Below are 20,092 nucleotides of genomic sequence, written 5' to 3' on the forward strand. Positions count from 1 at the left end.
GGGGAACGGCCATGAGCACACTGACTGTAAAAATCCCCGACATCGGCGACTTCAAGGACGTGCCCATCATCGAAATCATGGTGAAGCCGGGCGACACCGTGGAGGCGGACGCGCCGCTGATGTCGCTCGAGTCCGACAAGGCCACGATGGACATCCCCGCGCCGCAGGCCGGCCGCATCGTCGAACTGAAGGTGAAGGTCGGCGACCGCGTATCGGAAGGCAGCGTGGTGCTGACGATGGACGCCACGGGCGCTGCCGAGGCGGCGCCCGCGCCGGCACCGGCGGCTGCACCGGCCGCCCCGGCCCCTGCACAGGCCGCAGCCGCCGCGCCGGTGGCCGCCACCGGCAGCGCACCGGCCAAGGTCGATGAAAGCTGCGCTGTGCTGGTGATCGGTGGCGGCCCCGGCGGCTACTCGGCCGCCTTCCGCGCCGCCGACCTCGGTCTGGATGTCGTCATCGTCGAGCGCTACGCCACGCTGGGCGGCGTCTGCCTGAACGTCGGCTGCATCCCGTCCAAAGCGCTGTTGCACGTGGCAGCCGTGGCCGACGAGGCCGAAGCGCTGGCCGCCCACGGCATCAAGTTCGGCGCGCGCGAGGTGGACATCGGCGCGCTGCGCGGCTGGAAAGACAAGGTGGTCGGCAAGCTGACCGGCGGCCTGGCCGGCATGGCCAAGGCCCGCAAGGTGAAGGTGGTGCGCGGCAACGCCCGCTTCGTCGATCCGAACCATGTGGAGATCGCACTGACCACCGGCGACGGCAAGGCGGAAACAGGTGACAAGAAGGTGCTGAAGTTCGGCCACTGCATCGTCGCCGCCGGCAGCCAGGCGGTGAAGCTGCCTTTCATGCCGGACGATCCGCGCGTCGTCGATTCAACCGGCGCGCTGCTGCTGGCCGACATTCCGAAGCGCATGCTGGTGATCGGCGGCGGCATCATCGGCCTCGAAATGGCCACCGTCTACTCGACGCTGGGTGCCCGCATCGACGTGGTCGAAATGACCGGCGGGCTGATGCAGGGCGCCGACCGCGATCTGGCCAAAGTGTGGGAGAAGAAGAACGCCCATCGCTTCGACGCCGTCATGCTGAATACCCGGGTGACGGGAGCGGAAGCGACGGCGGAGGGCATCAGGGTGAGTTTCGAAGGGGCGAAGGCGCCAGCGGAGCCGCAGACCTACGACCGCGTGCTGGTGGCGGTCGGCCGCTCGCCGAACGGTCGCAAGCTGAACGCGGAAGCGGCCGGCCTGCGGGTGGACGAGCGTGGTTTCATCTCGGTCGACAGCCAGATGCGAACCAACGTGGCGCACATCCACGCCATCGGCGACATCGTCGGCCAGCCCATGCTGGCGCACAAGGCGGTACACGAAGGCCACGTCGCGGCGGAAGTCATCGCCGGTCACAAGCGCCACTTCGACGCCACCGTGATTCCGTCGGTCGCCTATACCGATCCGGAAGTCGCCTGGGTCGGCCTGACCGAGGACGACGCGAAGGTCCAGGGCCGCGAGGTGACGGTCGGCAAATTCCCGTGGGCGGCCAGCGGACGGGCCATCGCCAACGGTCGGGATGAGGGTTTCACCAAGCTCATCTTCGACGCGGACACTCACCGCATCGTCGGCGGCGGCATCGTCGGCACCTCGGCTGGCGACATGATCGGCGAGGTGGCGCTGGCCATCGAGATGGGTGCCGACGCGGTCGATATCGGCCACACCATCCACCCGCACCCGACGCTGGGCGAATCGATCGGCCTCGCCGCCGAAGTCGCCGAAGGCAGTTGCACCGACCTGCCGCCGCTACGCCGCTGACACAACGCTGCGACGCGCGTCCGACCCGCTGCCGGGCAGGCCTTGCAGGCTGTCCGGCAGCGACCGTCGGCGAAATTTACAGTCCCCCCGGCAAGCCCCAGCGCAATGATTGAAAAAATATGAAAACACACATCCAATCATTCACTTACACGGAAAAATCACAAGCGGTCCGCTTCTTGCTAGTCATCGGCTATCCAACGATCGCCTGATGCAAGCTGCGCATCCTCAGGTCGCCGTGATCAAGTCGGCGCGCCAGCATGGACAAGCGCGCTAACATCCGCGGCAACGTGCCTTATCGGTGAAATCAAATGAACGAGCTCGACAAGAACAGCCAGACCGACGCAGTCCCCACCCCGCAGACCGAGCAAGTGGATGCCGCGCGGCGGCGTCTGACCCGCGGCGGTGCAGCGGGCGCCGGTGTGCTGCTGTCGGTGGCGAGCCGTTCCGCTTTCGGCACCAGCACCTGGGGCACCTGCACCGGCTCGGAAATCGCTTCCGGCAATCTGTCGCGTGAAGGCACACCCCGCCCGTGCGGCTGCAGCCCGGGCTTCTGGAAAGGCCCGCAAGGCAAGCGTCTTTGGGCGGACCCGAATGTCTTCCCCCTCATTTATGGCAAGGGCCAGATCTTCAATTCGGTCTTCGGCGTCGCGTACTACAAGTCGAGCTCCAACGTGACGCTCGAGAACGCCATCGACGGCACCGGAACGCTCGGTACTTGGGTCACTGATTCAACGAATATGCGAACGGTCGCTTTCCACGCGGTCGCAGCCCTGCTGAACGCCTACTTCTATGGTTCGCGTTACCCCGCCACCGGCCTGCAAACGCCCGAGGCAGTGATCATCGCCTTCCAGAACGCGTTCAACTCCTACCCGCGCCAGTCGAGCCTGCTCGCATTCAAGGATCGTGTCGACGTCTACGACACGGCCGATATCTGGTGTAACGGCGACCGCTCCTGACGGTGACGACTGGCGAGGCCTCCTGGACACTCCCGCACGCGGAGTCGGTATTCCTACTCGTCTGGTCTGACGGTGCAGTCATGTACGACGCCCGGCAGTCCGTAACGCGTCTTCTCTCGCCCGGCGGCGGCGCATGCATATCGGCGCTCAAAGCGCGAGACCTCAGCAGCAGCGAAATGCCGGCGCCGTTGCCCGACACGGATGGTTCGCTCGCCGAAACGGAGGACATCCTGCTGGATCTCGAGCGCTTTGGCATCATTTCGCGCAGCACCTGAACCGATGCCCGCAACGCTAGGCGAGTTATCCATCAGCGAAGTGCGTGCGCATCTGCTCAGCCGCGAAGGTGTCCGACTGCAGATGGGACGTTTCGTGGCGGGGATACGCTCGAACCTGCCGGCCGTTGCCGACGGTCTTTCAGCGCTGTACCACGACTACCCGCTTGCTGACGCGCAGGCGTTCTGCGACTACCCGGTCGAGGTCACCGCCGGCGGTCCGCTGCGCCGCATCGTTCGTCCGCAGGCCATCTTCCGCTTCGAGGGCATGCAGCCGTTCAAACCGCTGCCCGGCGATCAGGCGGTTGCCATGCTCGAATGGGGCCTGAACTGGGTATTCACCAACCACGCCCAGCACTACCTCATCATCCATGCCGCCGTGCTCGAACGCGACGGGCTGGGCCTCGTCATGGCCGCGCCGCCCGGCTCGGGCAAGAGCACGCTGTGCGCCGCACTGGCGTTGCGCGGCTGGCGCCTGCTGTCGGACGAACTGGCGATGATCGGCCTCGACGACGGTCTGCTGATGCCGCTGCCGCGACCGGTCAGCCTGAAGAACCAATCGATAGACATCGTCCGCCAGCTCCCGGGCCAGCCGGTGATCGGCCCGATCGCCCACGACACGGCGAAGGGCACGGTGGCGCACATGCGCGCGCCGCGTGCCAGCGTCGAGGCGGCGCTGACGCCGGTGCAGCCACGCTGGATCCTGTTTCCGCAGTTCGCGGCCGGTCATGCACTGGACATCGAAGCGCACGGCAAGGCGCACACCTTCATGCAGCTGGTGAGCAATTCCTTCAACTATCCGCGTCTCGGCGTCACCGGCTTCGAAGCGATGGGCCGTCTGGTCGATGGCTGCGACGGTTACACTGCGCGCTACGGCTCGCTCGACCAGATCGTGCCGGCACTCGAATCGATCTGCACGCGTAGCGCCTGAGGCGGGCCGGCACCACCGCCGGCCGCTGCGCCCCGACCGGAACATGAGCCGACAGACGGACACCCACCTGGCGAGAACACTCGCCACACCCGAATTCACCGAACGCTTCGACGCGCGCGACTGGGAAGCCCTGATCGGGCAGGCGCGCACCAGCGATCTGCTCGGTCAACTGGCCGAGCGGCTGCGCGACGCCGGACGCCTGGAAAGCACGCCGCCACAGGTGCGCTTCCATCTCGATGCCGCGCTACGCATCGCCGCGCTGCACCGCGATTCGCTGCTGCAGGAACTGGCGGTGATCGGCGACGCACTGCAGTCGCTCGGCCAGCCGGTGCTGCTGCTCAAGGGCGCCGCCTACGCCGCAGCCGGCCTGCGCGCAGGACGTTCACGCCTGTTCAACGACATCGACCTGATGGTGGCAAAGAACGTCATCGATCGTGCCGAAGGCGCGCTGTTCCGCAGCGGCTGGCGCCCGACCCACCTGAATTCCTACGACCAGCGCTATTACCGGGAGTGGATGCACGAGCTACCGCCGATCGAGCACATGACGCGCGGCACCGTGATCGACCTGCACCACACCATCGTGCCGCCGACCTCCGGCCACATTCCCGACGCGACACAGCTGATCGCCGACGCGCATCCGGTCGCCGTGCCGCACTGCCCGGATGTGTTCCACGTGCTGTCGCCGGTCGACATGGTGATGCACTCGGCCTGCCACCTGTTCTTCGGCGAGTTGCAGAAGGGCTTGCGCGATCTCTACGATCTGCACTGCCTGCTGGACGAGTTCTCGCCGGAGCCCGGATTCTGGACAGCACTTCTGCCGCGCGCACGCGCGCAGCAGCTCGAGTATCCGGTACTGCTGGCACTGCGCTTCGCGCAGCGGATCTTCGGCACCGACATTCCCGATGCGGTGGCGAGCGAAGGCCGCACGCGACTGGCGGCCCGTCCGACCGGAGCGCTGACCGACCACCTGATCGACGCGTCGATGTATCCGCTGCACCCGAGCAGCGATTCGCCGTGGCGTCGCGCGCGCCGGCAGATCCTCTACGCACGCAGCCACTGGCTTAGAATGCCTTTGCACCTGCTGATCCCGCATCTTGCTTACAAGGCCTTCATCCACGACGATGGCAAGGCCGCCTGAATACCGAGGACTCCGTTCGATGACCGCCGATGAACTGAAGATTGCCGTCGCCCGCGCTGCCCTGCCCCACGTCATACCGGGCGACCTGCTGGGTGTGGGCACCGGCTCCACCGCCAACCACTTCATCGACCTGCTGGCCGCCGAGAAGATCGAGATCGCCGGCGCGATCGCCAGTTCGGAAGCGTCCGCCGCCCGCCTGCGCGGGCACGGCATCAAGGTACTGACGCTGGACGAGGCGATCGCCTCCGGCCGCCGCATACCGGTCTATGTCGACGGTGCCGACGAGATCGACCCCGGACTCAACCTGATCAAGGGCGGTGGCGGTGCGCTGACGCGGGAGAAGATCGTCGCCGCCGCATCCGACTGTTTCGTCTGCATCGCCGACAGTTCGAAGTGCGTCGACATGCTGGGGCGCTTCCCGCTGCCGATCGAGGTCGTTCCGATGGCACTCGGCCTGGTCGCACGCGAACTGGCCAAGCTAGGCGGCGTACCGAAGCTGCGTGAAGGCTTCGTCACCGACAACGGAAATCTCATCCTGGACGTTGCAGGGCTGAAGATCGCCGAACCAGCTCTGTTCGAGAGCGAACTGGACCATCTGACCGGTACCGTGACCAACGGGCTGTTCGCCCGCCGACGCGCCGACCTTGCGCTGGTGTCGTCAGCCGACGGTGTGCGCGCGCTGCACGCCTGAACATCGCCGCCCGCATGGGGTCCAACCCCATTAAATCCTTCAGGACATGACGCCATGAGCGAACACATTTCCAAACGCTACGACGCCGAACTCGAAAGCGTGCGCACCGGCCTGCTGCAGATGGGCGGCCTGATCGAACAGCAGATCGAGCACGCGATGCGCGGCGTGATCGAGCGCAACCTGCCGTTGCTCGAAGAAGTGATCGCCAACGACAAGAAGGTCAATGCGATGGAGATCGAGCTGGACGACGCCTGCAATCACCTGATTGCCAAGCGCCAGCCGGCCGCCAGCGACCTGCGCGTCATCATGTCGGTGGTGAAGACCATCACCGATCTGGAGCGCATCGGCGACGAGGCGAAGAAGATCGCCAAGATGGGACGTCACATCCTCGAGTCCGACGCCATCTTCGTGCCGCGCGTCGAACTGCGGCACGCGGCCTCGATGGCGGTGGACATGCTGCGCCGCACGCTGGACGCGCTGGCGCGCATGGATCTCGCCAGCGCCACCGAGGTGGTGCGTCAGGACAAGGAGGTGGATGCCGAATTCAAGTCCATCATGCGTCAGCTCATCACCTTCATGATGGAAGACCCGCGCACCATTTCCTGCGGCCTCGACCTGCTGTTCATCGCCAAGGCGATCGAGCGCATCGGCGACCACTCGAAGAACATGGCGCAGTACGTGGTGTTCATGGTGAAGGGTACCGACGTCCGCCACGCCGGACTGGCCGCGATGGAAGCCGCCGCAGCCGCCGATTAGTTTCAGCGCGGCGGGTCAGTCGCCGCCGGGGCGTCGCCTTCCCCGGATGCGGTAGAACTGGCGATGTCGGGCAGTGGGGCGTCGCTCTCGGGCATTTCGGGCGCGCGCGACAGCTGCTGCGCCAGCGCCAGCTGATCCGGCTTGAGCGACGCCGCGATTTCATCCCGCGCCCCGCGCGCCGCGCCGTGGCCCTGTGCGGCAGCGCGATTGAACCATGCGTAGGCACGCACCAGATCGAGCGAGACACCCTCGCCGATGCGGTGCAGGCGGCCCATGTGGTATTGCGCGCCGACATGGCCACTGCGCGCCGCGGTGCGGAACCACCTGCCGGCGGCCTTGTAATCCTGCAGCGTGCCGCGGCCGAGTTTCAACGCCAGCGCAAGTTCGTACTGGGCCCGCGCGTGCCCCTGTTCGGCCGCCTTCTCCAGCCACTTCACCGATTCCGCCACATCCGTCGCTTCGCCGGTCCCGCCCTGGGCCAGCATCATCCCGTAGGCGTACTGCGCCTCGGGGTCACCGGTTTCAGCGCGCTGACGCTCCGCCTCCAGCGGCTCCAGTTCGGCAATGAGCTGTTCGTGCTCGGTCGGAGTGCGCGTCTCGACCCCCTGGACGGTGACCACGATGGCCACCAGCAGACCGAGCGCAAGTGAGCCGCCGACCGCCGCGAGCGGAATACGCCGGAAGCGGACGAAGCGCTTGTGGCAGTTGCGGCAACGTACCGGCTTGAGCCAGAAGCGTCCGGCCTTCTCGTCCGAGTTCTTCCAGCTGGAGTCCTTCGTGTTGCTGCTGAGGCAATACGGACAGCAACGCGGCCCCTGCAGGACGCTGGACAGGCGGGTGGATACAGTCATGATGAAAAGCTATCACGCACCCTGGACGGCTCCCGTGAAGAACTGTGTCGATCAGGCGGCCGGCGGCACGAAGCCCGTGACCTGGTCCGCACCTTCACCAAAAAAGTGCTTTTCCATCTGTTCCGCCAGATACTTGCGTGCGCGCGGGTCCATCAGGCTGAGACGGTTTTCGTTGATCAGCATGGTCTGGTACTTCACCCACTGCTGCCACGCCTCCTTCGACACCGATTCGAAGATACGTGCGCCCAGTGCACCGGGCACCGGCGGAAAGTCGAGGCCTTCGGCTTCGCGACCCAGTTTGATGCATTGAACCATGCGTGCCATCTGTCACTCCTGTAAACGTTGGATGTATCGAATTCTAGGCCCTGTGCCGGGCGCTGAATCGACATGTTGAATCATGAAGGGGACCGCGTCAGGTGCCGTGCCGCCGCTGCGACATCCGGAATGCGTTCTTGCCGTCGTTCTTTGCCGCGTACATCGCCGAATCCGCTGCACTGAGCAAGGTTTCGCCGCTGTGTGCGTGCAAGGGATAGATGCCGATGCCGGTGCTGGTGGTGACGCAGGCCTGGGCGCCGTCGAACTCGAACACCATGCCGGCGACGCGCTCGCCGATGCGGCGTGCGAGGCCCGTCAGCGCGGTCTCGTCGGTATCCGGCGCGAGCACCGCGAATTCGTCACCGCCGAGGCGGAAGAACATTTCGTTGCGCCGGATGATGGCACCGACGTCGCGCGCCAGCCGCGTCAGCACCTCATCGCCGGCCTGATGGCCGAAACGGTCGTTCACCGGCTTGAAGCCGTCGAGATCGAACAGCAGCAGGCCGAGCTGGGTGCGGCGGCGGGCGGCGTCGGCAATCATCCGTGCGAGTTCCTCGTGGAAACGGCGACGGTTGTACAGATTGGTCAGCGGATCGCGTTCCGCCATATTGACCAGCGCCTCGGCGGCACGCCGCTCGGCGGTGACATCCTCGTAAAGCCAGACGCGGCCGAGGAAGCGGCCGGGCGTGGCCGACGGCACCAAGGCCGACTGCTCGCGGATGATGCGGCCGTCGCGCAGTGGAATGTCCTGCGGATCCGTCGGCGCACGGGCGGCCAGTATCGACTTCACGCGCTCGCGGTAGATGTCTTCGTCGGCCCGCAGCACCGCTGTGCGCTCGATCAGCACGGCATCGCGCATGCCAGACAGGTTCTCGTTCTCGGCAAAGCCCCAGATCGTCTTCAGCATCCGGTTGGCGTGCTGGGCGCGGCCATCGCGGTCGACGAAGAGCACGCCCAGCTTGATCAGATCGAGCAGCGCCTCCAGCCGCGAACGCTCTTCCTCGCTGCGCGTCAGGTAGTAGTCGCGCAGGCCCTGTTCGCGGCGCAGCGCGGTCACCGTGTCGAGCAGCTTCAGTTCGGCTTCCTTGCGGCTCTGGATGTCGTCGGCCGACACGCGCACGCCGAGGCAGGTACCCGACTCGTCGTAGATGGGCTGCCAGTTCAGTGAAACCCACACGATCGACCCGTCACGGCGCAGCAGCCTCACCTCGAAATTCTCGCCGCTGGCGCCGGCCAGCGCGTCGGCCGCGCGGGCGGCGAAAATCTTGCGGTCCTTTTCGTGAATCAGCATGCTCGCCAGATCCTCGGCCAGCAGACAGTCGAGCGGACTGTGCCCGGTCACCCGTTCGATCGAGCGGTTCACCCAGATGAGCCGCCCTTGCGGACTGAACCAGGCCTCGACGCCGAAAGTGAAGTCGGCGATCGCATGGAAGCGCGACTCGCTCTTGCGCAGCGCGGTGACGCGCTCTTCCAGCGCCTGCACCATCTGGTTGAAGGCGCGGGTCAGCCGGGCCAGCGCGTCGTCGCCGCGCACCGGCAAGGGATCGACCTCTTCGGCGCGACGCAGCGCCACCGCCCGGGTTTCGATCGCACTGACGCCTTCGAGCACCCCGCCCAGCACCCAGCGCGCCAGCCAGACATGCATCAGCAACACCAGCCCGCCGAGCGCCAGCGCGCCGTTGCGCAACATGGCCAGCGAGGAGAGCAGCCCCGACATGTCGACGCTGGCGCGCAGCACGCCGACCGGCGCACGCCGGCCCGGCTGCAGCAGATCGATGCGCATGTCGTAGCGACCACGCCCGGATTCCAGTGCCTCACGAATACTGCCGTGTGCCGCACCGAGCACGGCCGGACCACCGTCGGCGATCAGTACGCGCCCCGCCTCGTCCCGCACCTCGACATAGTCGAGCTGGCCGACGCGCCGGAGCATGCTCACCTCCGCCGCCAGTCGCGACGGATCGGCGATCAGTGCGGCAGAGAGCCGGGCCTGCATGTCGGCGACGAGGTAATCGATGCGCGCCGACTCCCGCTCGACCAGGTGCACGGAAATGAGACCGTAAGCCCACAGCAGCGCCACGCACAGCACGCCGCCCAGAAGGATGCCGGAGGCGAGCAAGCGCCCCTGGAGCACGCCGATGCGACGTGTCAGAGCACTGAGCATGAGCGGGCTCCGGCTGCGATCACAGGCGTTTTACCAGGACCTTGCTGCGCCGCTGCGGGTTGTAGTTTTCTCGACGCACGCGCGGCAGCGCATCGACACCGGCCTCGACGAAACCCCGCTCGACGAACCAGTGCGCGGTTACCGTCGTGAGTACGAACAGCTGCTTGATCCGCTCGGCGCGAGCACGCGTCTCGACATAGCTCAGGATCTGCTCGCCGTAGCCGTGGCGACGGTATTCCGCCATCACGGCCAGACAGGCCAGCTCAGCCATCTGCTCTTCCGGATAGGGATAGAAGGCGGCGCAGCCCATGATCACTTCGTCGTGTTCGAGAACGCTGAAGCGCTCGATCTCGCGTTCCAGCCGCTCGCGGCCGCGGCTGACCAGCGTGCCGTCGGCCTCCAGCGGTGCGATCAGGCCGGCGATGGCAGGTACGTCGTCCACCCGCGCGTTGCGCATCAGTGCCAGCCGCTCGCGCGAAATGACGCTGCCCACGCCCTGGGTGGTGAAGAATTCGAGCAGCAGTGCGCCATCGAGATCGCGATCGATCATGTGGGCGCGCGCCACGCCCAGCTTCACCGCGCGGATGGCGCGCGGCAGGTAGAGCCCGAGATCTTCGGTGATGCCGCGCCCGGCCTTGAGCCACTGCGCCGCTTCGTCGGCGGTCAGCTCGGGCACCAGCGCGCCCTGTTCGTCGACGATGCCCGGCGCGTCGCACAGGTAGATGAGCTTGGTCGCCTGCAGCGCGACGGCGACCGATTCGGCAACCTCTTCCATGCTCAGGTTGAACACCTCGCCGGTCAGCGAGTAGCCGTAGGGCTGCATCAGTACGATGTCGCTGTCGGCCAGCGCGTCGTTCAGTGCCTCGACATCGACCTTGCGTACGGTACCGGTGTAACCGTGGTCGATGCCATCGACCACGCCGACCGGGCGCGCGGTCAGGAAATTGCCGGAGGCAACCTCGATCGTGCTGCCGGCCATCGGCGTGTTCGGCAAGCCCTGCGAAAACAGCGCCTCCACGTCGATGCGGATGGCGCCATTGGCGCGCTTGACGCAGTCCATCGCCTGCGCGTCGGTCACCCGCAGGCCCTTGTGATAGCGCGGCGGCAGGCCGCGGGCGGCCAGTTCCTCCTCGATCTGCGGGCGGGCGCCCACCACCAGTACCAGCTTGATACCGAGCGCGGCGAGCAGGTTGCAGTCCTGCACCAGCGAATTGGCCAGCGGCCCCTGCAGCACCTCGCCGCCGACCGCGATGACGAAGGTTCGACCGCCGAAGGCGTGGATGTAGGGCGCGGCACTGCGCACCCAGGCAACGAAACGCGGCGAGTCGGGATCGGCGTGCATGCGGGTTCCGATGGGGAAATTCAGCGAATTCTAGCCGAGCGCGCGCCGGCGGACGTGCCGCAGAACTTGCGTTGTCTCAATTCCGGCACGTTCAGCCCAGTTCCGATTCGAGGCGATCGCACAGGGCGTCGAGTATGGCCAGCCGCGCACGGTACTTGTCGTCGGCGGACACCACGTTCCACGGCGCCTGTTCGGTATGCGTGCGCACCAGCATGTCCTGCACCGCCGGCACGTATTGCGACCACTTGTCACGGTTGCGCCAGTCCTCGGGCGTGATCTTGAAACGCTTGAAGCGCTGGCGCCCGCGCTCGTTGAAACGGCGCAGCTGCTCATCGGAACTGACTTCGAGCCAGAACTTGCAGACGATGATGCCGTGTTCGGTCCACTCCTGTTCGAACGCGTTGATTTCCTCGAAGGCGCGCGACCAATCGGCTTCCACGGCAAAGCCCTCGACCCGCTCGACCAGCACGCGGCCATACCAGGAGCGGTCGAACAGCGAAACCCGGCCATCGCGCGGCACGTCACGCCAGAAGCGCCACAGCCACGGATAGAGGCGCTCGTGCTCGGTCGGCGCCGCCACCGGGTGCACACGGTAATTGCGCGCATCGAGCGCGTGCGTGATACGGCGTATCGCGCCACCCTTGCCGGCAGCGTCCATGCCTTCGAACACCACCGCCAGCGCGCGCCGGGCAAAGGCCGGATGGCGCAGCAGCAGGTTGAGCCGGCCCTGCAGGCGTTCGAGTTCGGGCTGGTAGTCGTCCTTGCGCATCGGCTTGGACGGTGCATGCGCGGGCTGAGCCGGCTGCTCGCTCGGTACCACCAGCGGAGGCAGCGCCGGCGCAAGCGGCTTGCGCGGCCCCGCCAGCGCTTCTCGGAGCGCCTTCAGGACGATGCGGCCGACCACCAGCTCGGTCTGCGCGGCGTCGCTTGCGTCGATCAGGTGCCAGGGCGCATGCGAGGTGTCCGACAGCCGGATCGCCTCTTCCGCCACCTTGCAGATGCGCTTGTGCCGGCGATTCGCACGCCAGTCCTCGGCAGTCACCCGCCAGCGCGTCGCCGCGTCACGCTCCAGCGCACGGAAGTGCGCACGCTGGCGGTCGGCGTCCAGGTGCAGCCAGAACTTCAGCAGCACCGCGCCTTCCATCGCCAGCATGCGTTCGAAGCGCTGAATCTCGTGCAGGGTATGCCAGAAGGCGCGCCGCTTGATCCGGCGCTCGACGCGGGCGTTGATCGCCTCGCTGTACCAGCCCTCGAAAATCATCGCGGTACGACCGCGCGACGGCAGCGCCTGCCAGTAGCGCCACATGTGCGGTCGCTGCCGTTCCGCCTCGTCGCGCGGCCCGAAGGCACTGGTGCGGATGTGACGGGGGTCCATCCATTCGTTCAGCGTATTGACCAGGCGTCCGCGTCCGGCACCGGCCACACCGGCGATCAGCAGCACGACCGGCGTACGCCCCTGTTCCAGTATCGAGTACTGGGCGTCGAGCAGATCGGCACGCAATCTCGACACCGCACGCTCGAGCCGGGCTTCGTCCAGCGGGGCGACGGCAGGCAGCGCATCGAACATCAGAAATCTCCGATCAGGGTATTCAGTGCCGACAGCACGGCAACGCCCGCCGTCTCCGTGCGCAGCACGCGCGGCCCCAGCGTCAGCGCGGCAAAGCCGGCAGCGCGCGCCGCGGCCAGTTCGTCGGCATCGAAGCCGCCCTCCGGTCCGATCAGCACGGTAATGGGTTCATCGGCGCGCAGCCCGGCCGACTTCAGCGGTACGCCGCCTTCCGGATGCAGCAGCAGACGCTGCCCGCTCGCGGCCGCAAGCGCCTGCGGCAAGGTCAGCAGGGGCCGTACCTCGGGCACGCGATTGCGGCCGCACTGTTCGCAGGCCGACACCGCCACCTGCTGCCAGTGCTCGACCCGCCGCTGCGCACGCTCGCCGGCCAGCTTGACCACAGCGCGCCGACTGGCCACCGGTTGCACCCGCGCCACACCGAGCTCGACCGCCTTCTGTACGATCCAGTCCATCTTGTCGGCAGCGGCGAGGCATTGCAGCAGCGTGACGTCGAGCGCGGACTCGCGCTGTGGCGTCGATTCGACGCCGACCGCGGCATCGACACTGCGACCGTTGCGCACCAGGCGGGCGGCGAATTCGCTGCCGCGCCCGTCGAACAGCGTGATCGCATCGCCGTCGGCCAGGCGCAGCACGCGGTCGATGTGATGCGCCACCGGCGCCGGCAAGGTGATCGTTCCGGCCGGTTCCGCGGGCAAGGGACAAAAGAAGCGTGGAATCATCGTGTTATATTTGTGCACTGCAAGAACACCCGCCGGCGAGGCTTTTTGCACCGTCGGCGACGATCGGCCCCTCATGGTCGGAATGTCCGTAACCGTTATGGCATCAGGGCATCCGACGACGGGCTGCCGCCGCGAACGATACTGCCACGCCAGCCGGCCGGAGTGCTTCCGGCGTCGCGACGCGGCTCACTGACGAACGACCATGAGCTCAACCACACTGCTACAGATCGTCGACACCGCACGCAGCGTCGCCCGTGAGGTGATCATGCCGCACTTCCTGACCGCGCAGCGCAACCAGAAGGACGACGGCAGCCTGTTTACCGTGGTCGATCTGGCAGCACAGGAAGCGCTGATCGAACGACTGCCCCGCATCATCGACCGCCCGGTGCTCGGCGAGGAAATGCCGGAGTCGGTGCAGTTGCGCTTGTGGCACGAAGGTCACGACGGCATCTGGTGCATAGACCCGATCGACGGCACCACCAACTTCGTCAACGGCATCCCCTTCTTCGGCGTCGCGATCGCGTACATCGAGGAGGGCCGCACGCGCCACGGCGTCGTCTACAACCCGATGACCGACGAAGCCTTCTACGCGGAAGAGGGTGGCGGCGCCTTTCTCAACGGCAATGCACTGCCGCTGCGCACGCCGGCGCGTCATCTGCTGGATGCGGTGGCCGGCGTCGATTTCAAACGGATTCCGAAGGCACTTGGCGACGCACTGGCCACCCAGTCGCCCTTCTACTCACAGCGCAACTTCGGCTCCAGCGCGCTGGAATGGTGTTTCATCGCCGCCGCCAGGCTGGACGTCTACCTGCACGGTGGCCAGATGATGTGGGACTTTGCCGCCGGCAGCCTGATCGCCGCCGAAGCCGGTGCACGCTGCTCGATGCTGGATGGCGAGCCGCTGGACATGGCGCCTGGCCGCAAGACGCCGGTGGTGGTCGGCGCCAGCGCCGACCTCTACCGTGAATGGATGGACTGGCTGGCCGCACACGGCGGCCGCTGATCGGCCCTCAGGGATGGTGCACCGGCAGATGGACCGGCGCCACCTGCGAATTCACCAGCCGGCCGCCCTCGTGCATCAGGAAGTCGCGCAGCGCCAGCGCGGCCGGCAACAGATTCTTGCGATCCCTGTATACAACGTGCCAGTTGCGCACGATGGGCGTGCCGGGTGCCGCGATGCGGCACAGCACGCCGGTGCGCAGTTCGAGCTGGCAGGTATGCTCGGACAGGAAGGCCAGGCCCATGCCGGCGATGGCCGCCTGCTTGATGATTTCATTGCTGGGCAGTTCGATGATTTCGGCCGGGCGTATGCCCTGCTCGACCAGATAGCTTTCCTGCGTCACCCGCGTACCGGACCCCCGTTCGCGGATCAGGAAGGCCTCCTTGCCCAGATCGTCGGCCGTGACGGTGCGACCACCGGCCAGCGGATGGCCCTCGCACGCCAGCACCGACAGCGGGTGTTCGGCAAAGACATGCGCCTCGCAGCCCAGCGCTGCCGGTGGGCGGCCCATGATGGCGATGTCGATCAGGTTGTCTTCGAGATGACGGAAGATGTCGTCGCGGTTGTGCAGGGAAATGCGGACCTGCACGTCCGGGTAACGCTCGCGGAAAGCCATCAGCAGACGCGGGGCGACGTATTTCGCGGTACTGACCACGCCGACCGACACCAGGCCCGAATGTCCGCTCGCCATCTGCGCCAGCGCGGCCTCGGCCTCGGCCAGCTGGTGGTCGATGGCGCGCGCGTGGCGGGCGATCTCCATGCCGACCTCGGTCACGCGCAACTTCTTGCCCAGGGTCTCGATCAGAGGAAGGCCGATCAGCCCGTCCAGCGCCTTTACCTGCATCGAAACTGCCGGCTGCGTCAGATGCAGTTCTTCCGCGGCGCGGGAAATCGAGCCCAGTCGTGCGACCGCCTCGAATATTCTCAGCTGGCGGAGAGACACCCCGCGCGTCCATTGTGTCGCCATATCAGTCTAAATAAGAATGTTTGATCGATCTTATCAAAACAACTTATTTTCAACCAAGGCCAGTTCCAGATATATTGCACTGCAACAGCAACGGAAACGCAGCGAACACCGCCTCGCAGGCACTGCAAACCGAAGCGACCAGTTTAGCGTCAAAGCCTGTCAGCTCAACAAAAACGGACAGGTGACCCAGGCTCCTCCTCCACAACCTTGTTTGTGGATTCATACCCCGGCTCGCAAGAGTCCGGGGTATTTTTTTGCATTGCACACTCTGTTGCAGCGGACGCAACACATCGCTCCAGCGACGCAGCAACACCCCTCCTGCGCACCCTGCCGGGCGCTGACGTCAAACCGCATGTGACAGCGATCGCGCGCTGCGGCTACGATGGAATCGACACCGGGACCCGAGGAGGCTGCCATGAGTGAAGGGCGCAAGACCCTGACGCGTTACACCATCGAGGCGCAGCAGCGCCACCCGCACGCCAGCGGGATCTTTTCCAGCCTGCTGAACGCCGTGGCCACCGCGGTGAAAATCATCGCCAATCACGTGAACAAGGGCGCGCTGGTCGGTTCGCTCGGCAGCTTCGAAGCCGTCGGCAGCGGCGCGGCCATCAATCTGTCCGGTCGCGTCACGCAGAAGCTCGACACCATCGCCAACGAGGCGATGCAGCGCGAGTGCGAATGGGGAGGCCATCTGGCCGCGCTGGCGCCGGAGGGTCTGGAAGGCTTCATCCCGACACCGGACGAGCCGCCGCGCGGCAAATACCTGCTGCTGTTCGATGCGCTCGATTGCAGCAACAACATCGACGTGAACCTGACCGTAGGCAGCCTGTTTTCCGTGTTGCACGCGCCGAACCCGGGCGCCGAACCGCAGCTGTCCGATTTCCTGCAGCCGGGCACCGAACAGGTGTGCGCCGGTTTCGCGCTGTACGGCCCGTCGACGATGCTGGTGCTGACCACCGGCGAGGGCGTGGACGGCTTTACGCTCGATCGCGACATCGGCGCCTTCATCCTCACGCACCCACAGATGCGGATTCCCGAGCACACGACCGAATTCGCGATCAACGCGTCGAAGTCGCGTTTCTGGGAGCCGCCGGTCAAGCGCTACGTCGAGGAGTGTCTGGCCGGCCAGACCGGACCGCGCGGCGAGGATTTCAACATGCGCTGGATCGCCTCGCTGGTGGCGGAAACCTTCCGCGTACTGACGCGCGGCGGCGTCATCATGTATCCGGAAGACACGATGCAGAGCGCTTCGCCGGGCCGCATTTCGCTGATGTACGAGGCGAATCCGATCGCCTTCCTGATCGAACAGGCAGGCGGCGAAGCCACCAACGGTCGGCAGCGCATCATGGAACTGACGCCGCGCAGCCTGCAGAGCCGCACGCCGCTGATCTTCGGCTCGCGCGAGGAGGTGCGCCGCATCGTCCAGTACCACACGGAAAGCGACCAGGGACTCGATCGGGAATACACTTCGCCGCTCTTCAACGTGCGCGGCCTGTTCTCGGCGCTCTGAGCGGTCGCGCGCACCAGCCCACGGGAAAGCACTCCGGATGTCCGCCCGCCACCCTGTCATCGCGATCACCGGCTCATCGGGTGCCGGCACGAGCACGGTCACGCGCACCTTCCAGCACATCTTCCGCCGCGAAGGCGTCAACCCGGTCATCGTCGAAGGCGACGCCTTCCACCGCTACGACCGCGAGGAAATGAAGGCGGCGATGGCGCGCGAGGCCGCCGCCGGCAACGAACACTTCAGCCACTTCGGTCCGGACGCCAATCTGTTCGAGGAACTGGAGACGCTGTTCCGCCAGTACGGCAACGACGGCAGCGGGCGCATCCGCAAATACCTGCACAACGAGTGCGAAGCCGCACCCTATCAGCAGGCGCCCGGCACCTTCACGCCGTGGGAGGACATTCCCGCCGGCACCGACATCCTGTTCTACGAAGGCCTGCACGGCGCGGTGAAGACGGACAAGGTCGACGTCGCCCAGCACGTCGATCTGCGGATCGGCGTGGTGCCCATCATCAATCTGGAGTGGATACAGAAGCTGCACCGCGACCGCGAACAGCGCGGCTACACGACCGAGGCGGTGACCGACACCATCCTCCGCCGGATGCCCGAGTACGTGCATTTCATCTGTTCGCAGTTCGAGAACACGCACATCAACTTCCAGCGTGTACCGATGGTGGATACGTCCAACCCCTTCATTGCGCGCTCGATACCGACGCCGGAAGAATCGATGGTGGTGATCCGTTTCGCCAACCCGCGCGGCATCGACTTCCAGTACCTGCTGGCGATGATGGGCGGCGCCTTCATGTCGCGCGCCAACACCATCGTGATTCCCGGCGGCAAGATCGATCTGGCGATGCAACTCATCTTCACGCCGCTCATCCTGCGGCTGGTCGAGAACGGCCGCAAAGCGCGCGCTCGCTACTGAAACGCCCTGCAACGCCGCTGTTTCCGCCACCGCTCCACCCCGATCGACGGCAGATCCGCGCCCTTCCTGCGCCGCAGCACGGCTGGCGTGACCCCTTGTTTTCGCGGATAATTGCGGGTTTTTCCGGCCGGAACCCCCTCTGATGAGCGCGCCCTCCATCACCCCGAAAGCAGGCTTCAACCCGATCACCGGCGCAATCCGCGCCCTGGCGATGGACGCCGTGCAAAAAGCTAATTCCGGTCACCCCGGCGCCCCGATGGGCATGGCAGAGATCGCCGAAGTGCTGTGGCGTCACCACCTGAAGCACAACCCGGCCAACCCGAACTGGGCTGACCGCGACCGCTTCGTGCTGTCGAACGGCCACGGCTCGATGCTGCTGTACGCGCTGCTGCACCTCTCCGGCTACGATCTGTCGATCGACGACATCAAGTCCTTCCGCCAGCTGCACTCGAAGACGCCAGGCCACCCGGAGCACGGCTACGCGCCGGGCGTCGAAACCACCACCGGCCCGCTGGGCCAGGGTCTTGCGAACGCGGTCGGCATGGCCATCGCCGAACGGGCGATGGCGGCGCAGTTCAACCGCCCCGGCCACACGGTGGTCGACCACTACACCTATGCCTTTGCCGGTGACGGCTGCCTGATGGAAGGCATTTCGCACGAGGCGTGCTCGCTGGCCGGCACCCAGGGTCTGGGCAAGCTGATCGTGTTCTACGACGACAACGGCATTTCGATCGACGGCCACGTCAAGGGCTGGTTCGCCGACGACACGCCGAAGCGCTTCGAAGCCTACGGCTGGCAGGTCATCCCGGCGGTCGATGGTCATGACGCCGCGGCGATCGACGCCGCCATCCGCGCCGCCAAGACCGACACAGCGCGCCCGACGCTGATCTGCTGCCGCACGGTCATCGGCCTCGGTTCGCCGAACAAGGCCGGCGGTCACGACGTGCACGGCGCGCCGCTCGGCGCCGCCGAAATCGAGGCCGCCCGCGCCCACATCGGCTGGACGCACGCGCCGTTCGAGATTCCGGCCGACGTGTACGCCGCCTGGGACGGCCGTCCGGCCGGCAAGAAGGCGGAAGAGGAATGGTCCGCCCGCTTCACCGCCTACAGTGCCGAACACCCGGAACTGGCCGCCGAATTCACCCGCCGCATGCGCGGCGCGCTGCCCGACAACTTCGAACAGGTGGTCGCCGACACCATCGCGAAGTTCGACGGCAAGGCCGAGAACATCGCCAGCCGCAAGGCCAGCCAGAACTGCATCGAAGCGTTCGCGCCCGCATTGCCGGAGCTGCTGGGCGGCTCGGCCGACCTGGCCGGTTCCAACCTGACGCTGTGGTCCGGCTCCAAGGGCATCTCGCCGAAGAACCCGGGCGGCAACTACCTCTATTACGGCGTGCGCGAATTCGGCATGGCGGCCATCGCCAACGGCATCGCGCTGCACGGCGGTTTCATCCCCTACACCGCCACCTTCCTGATGTTCTCCGAGTACGCACGCAACGCGCTGCGCATGGCGGCGCTGATGAAGGTGCGTCAGGTGTTCGTGTTCACGCATGACTCGATCGGTCTTGGCGAAGACGGTCCGACCCACCAGCCGGTGGAACAGACCGCCACGTTGCGCCTGATGCCGAACATGGACGTTTGGCGCCCGTGCGACACGGTCGAGTCTGCCGTGGCCTGGGCCAGCGCCATCAAGCGCGCCGACGGCCCGACCTCGATGATGTTCTCGCGCCAGAACCTGCCGCACGTTCCGCGCGACGCCGCGACCACCGCCGCCATCGCGCGCGGTGGTTACGTGCTGTCCGATGCGGCCGGCAAGGTGGAAGCCGTGCTGATCGCCACCGGTTCCGAAGTATCTCTGGCGCTGGCCGCGCAGAAGACGCTGGAAGCCGAAGGCATCACGGTGCGCGTGGTGTCGATGCCGTCGACCAACGTGTTCGACCGGCAGGACGCCGCCTGGCGCGAAACCGTGCTGCCGCGCGGCGTTCCGCGCGTCGCGGTGGAAGCGGGCGTGACCGATCTGTGGCGCAAGTACGTGGGCCTCGAGGGCGCCGTGGTGGGCCTGGACCACTTCGGCGAGTCCGCTCCGGCCGGCGAGCTGTACAAGGCTTTCGGCATCACCGCAGACGCGGTGGCGCAGGCGGCACGACAACTGCTTGGCAGGTAAGCGCCGACGCGGCGGAATGAAGTTCCCATCC

At 66.3% G+C, this 20,092-nt stretch carries 18 protein-coding genes; 11 read left to right on the top strand and 7 right to left on the bottom strand.

The genetic code is table 11. From position 1 onward, the window contains the following. The first annotated feature begins 11 nt into the window (after positions 1-11). From lpdA to phoU, 7 genes are all read left to right on the top strand, one after another. Positions 12-1,796, top strand: coding sequence for a dihydrolipoyl dehydrogenase (gene lpdA / locus AC51BJ_RS06885; protein ID WP_496279737.1), 1,785 nt, complete (start codon positions 12-14; stop codon positions 1,794-1,796). 308 nt (positions 1,797-2,104) lie between these two features. Then, complete coding sequence (locus tag AC51BJ_RS06890) at positions 2,105-2,752, top strand: hypothetical protein (RefSeq protein ID WP_496279738.1); 648 nt, start codon at positions 2,105-2,107, stop codon at positions 2,750-2,752. Positions 2,753-2,832: 80 nt separating this feature from the next. Further along, entirely contained in the window at positions 2,833-3,027 is a 195-nt protein-coding gene (locus AC51BJ_RS06895; protein WP_496279739.1) for a hypothetical protein, read from the top strand. Between the two features lie 4 nt (positions 3,028-3,031). Continuing rightward, positions 3,032-3,955, top strand: a complete 924-nt coding sequence (locus AC51BJ_RS06900; RefSeq protein ID WP_496279740.1) for an HprK-related kinase A — start codon at positions 3,032-3,034, stop codon at positions 3,953-3,955. Between the two features lie 43 nt (positions 3,956-3,998). Continuing rightward, positions 3,999-5,093: a nucleotidyltransferase domain-containing protein gene (locus AC51BJ_RS06905; RefSeq protein WP_496279741.1), complete on the top strand. Its 1,095-nt coding sequence runs from the start codon at positions 3,999-4,001 to the stop codon at positions 5,091-5,093. A 19-nt stretch (positions 5,094-5,112) separates the two neighbouring features. Next, entirely contained in the window at positions 5,113-5,784 is a 672-nt protein-coding gene (rpiA, locus tag AC51BJ_RS06910) for a ribose-5-phosphate isomerase RpiA (RefSeq protein WP_496279742.1), read from the top strand. Positions 5,785-5,838: 54 nt separating this feature from the next. Further along, positions 5,839-6,540: a phosphate signaling complex protein PhoU gene (gene phoU, locus AC51BJ_RS06915; RefSeq protein WP_304004810.1), complete on the top strand. Its 702-nt coding sequence runs from the start codon at positions 5,839-5,841 to the stop codon at positions 6,538-6,540. Positions 6,541-6,542: 2 nt separating this feature from the next. On the opposite strand, the gene AC51BJ_RS06920 is transcribed toward phoU, so the two are convergent. From AC51BJ_RS06920 to AC51BJ_RS06945, 6 genes are all read right to left on the bottom strand, one after another. Beyond that, positions 6,543-7,391 carry a tetratricopeptide repeat protein gene (locus AC51BJ_RS06920; RefSeq protein ID WP_430432941.1) on the bottom strand — a complete coding sequence of 283 codons (849 nt, stop codon included), beginning with the start codon at positions 7,389-7,391 and terminating at the stop codon, positions 6,543-6,545. A 51-nt stretch (positions 7,392-7,442) separates the two neighbouring features. After that, positions 7,443-7,715 (bottom strand): oxidative damage protection protein, encoded by a 273-nt coding sequence (locus AC51BJ_RS06925; RefSeq protein ID WP_019919514.1) that lies wholly within the window; start codon positions 7,713-7,715, stop codon positions 7,443-7,445. A gap of 88 nt (positions 7,716-7,803) precedes the next feature. Beyond that, positions 7,804-9,867: a sensor domain-containing diguanylate cyclase gene (locus tag AC51BJ_RS06930; RefSeq protein ID WP_496279743.1), complete on the bottom strand. Its 2,064-nt coding sequence runs from the start codon at positions 9,865-9,867 to the stop codon at positions 7,804-7,806. Positions 9,868-9,886: 19 nt separating this feature from the next. Beyond that, the gene (argA, locus tag AC51BJ_RS06935) at positions 9,887-11,209 is read right to left on the bottom strand and encodes an amino-acid N-acetyltransferase (RefSeq protein ID WP_304004801.1); all 1,323 of its coding nucleotides are present in this window, start codon (positions 11,207-11,209) and stop codon (positions 9,887-9,889) included. A gap of 91 nt (positions 11,210-11,300) precedes the next feature. Continuing rightward, positions 11,301-12,776 carry a polyphosphate:AMP phosphotransferase gene (pap, locus tag AC51BJ_RS06940; protein ID WP_430432938.1) on the bottom strand — a complete coding sequence of 492 codons (1,476 nt, stop codon included), beginning with the start codon at positions 12,774-12,776 and terminating at the stop codon, positions 11,301-11,303. Next, complete coding sequence (locus tag AC51BJ_RS06945; RefSeq protein WP_430432937.1) at positions 12,776-13,498, bottom strand: 16S rRNA (uracil(1498)-N(3))-methyltransferase; 723 nt, start codon at positions 13,496-13,498, stop codon at positions 12,776-12,778. Before AC51BJ_RS06945 ends, pap begins: the two co-directional genes overlap by 1 nt. Positions 13,499-13,700: 202 nt before the next feature. Between AC51BJ_RS06945 and AC51BJ_RS06950 the strand changes: the two genes are divergently transcribed. Next, entirely contained in the window at positions 13,701-14,501 is an 801-nt protein-coding gene (locus tag AC51BJ_RS06950; protein ID WP_304004792.1) for an inositol monophosphatase family protein, read from the top strand. Between the two features lie 7 nt (positions 14,502-14,508). On the opposite strand, the gene AC51BJ_RS06955 is transcribed toward AC51BJ_RS06950, so the two are convergent. Continuing rightward, complete coding sequence (locus tag AC51BJ_RS06955; protein ID WP_368500548.1) at positions 14,509-15,465, bottom strand: LysR family transcriptional regulator; 957 nt, start codon at positions 15,463-15,465, stop codon at positions 14,509-14,511. Between the two features lie 415 nt (positions 15,466-15,880). Between AC51BJ_RS06955 and AC51BJ_RS06960 the strand changes: the two genes are divergently transcribed. The 3 genes from AC51BJ_RS06960 to tkt all read left to right on the top strand — a co-directional run bounded on the left by AC51BJ_RS06960 (position 15,881) and on the right by tkt (position 20,061). Then, entirely contained in the window at positions 15,881-16,975 is a 1,095-nt protein-coding gene (locus AC51BJ_RS06960; protein WP_020163519.1) for a class 1 fructose-bisphosphatase, read from the top strand. Between the two features lie 37 nt (positions 16,976-17,012). Beyond that, positions 17,013-17,897: a phosphoribulokinase gene (locus tag AC51BJ_RS06965; protein ID WP_304004786.1), complete on the top strand. Its 885-nt coding sequence runs from the start codon at positions 17,013-17,015 to the stop codon at positions 17,895-17,897. Between the two features lie 142 nt (positions 17,898-18,039). Further along, entirely contained in the window at positions 18,040-20,061 is a 2,022-nt protein-coding gene (gene tkt / locus AC51BJ_RS06970; protein WP_496279744.1) for a transketolase, read from the top strand. The last annotated feature ends 31 nt before the right edge of the window (positions 20,062-20,092 follow it).

Source organism: Methyloversatilis sp. S146-33 (assembly GCF_059552495.1).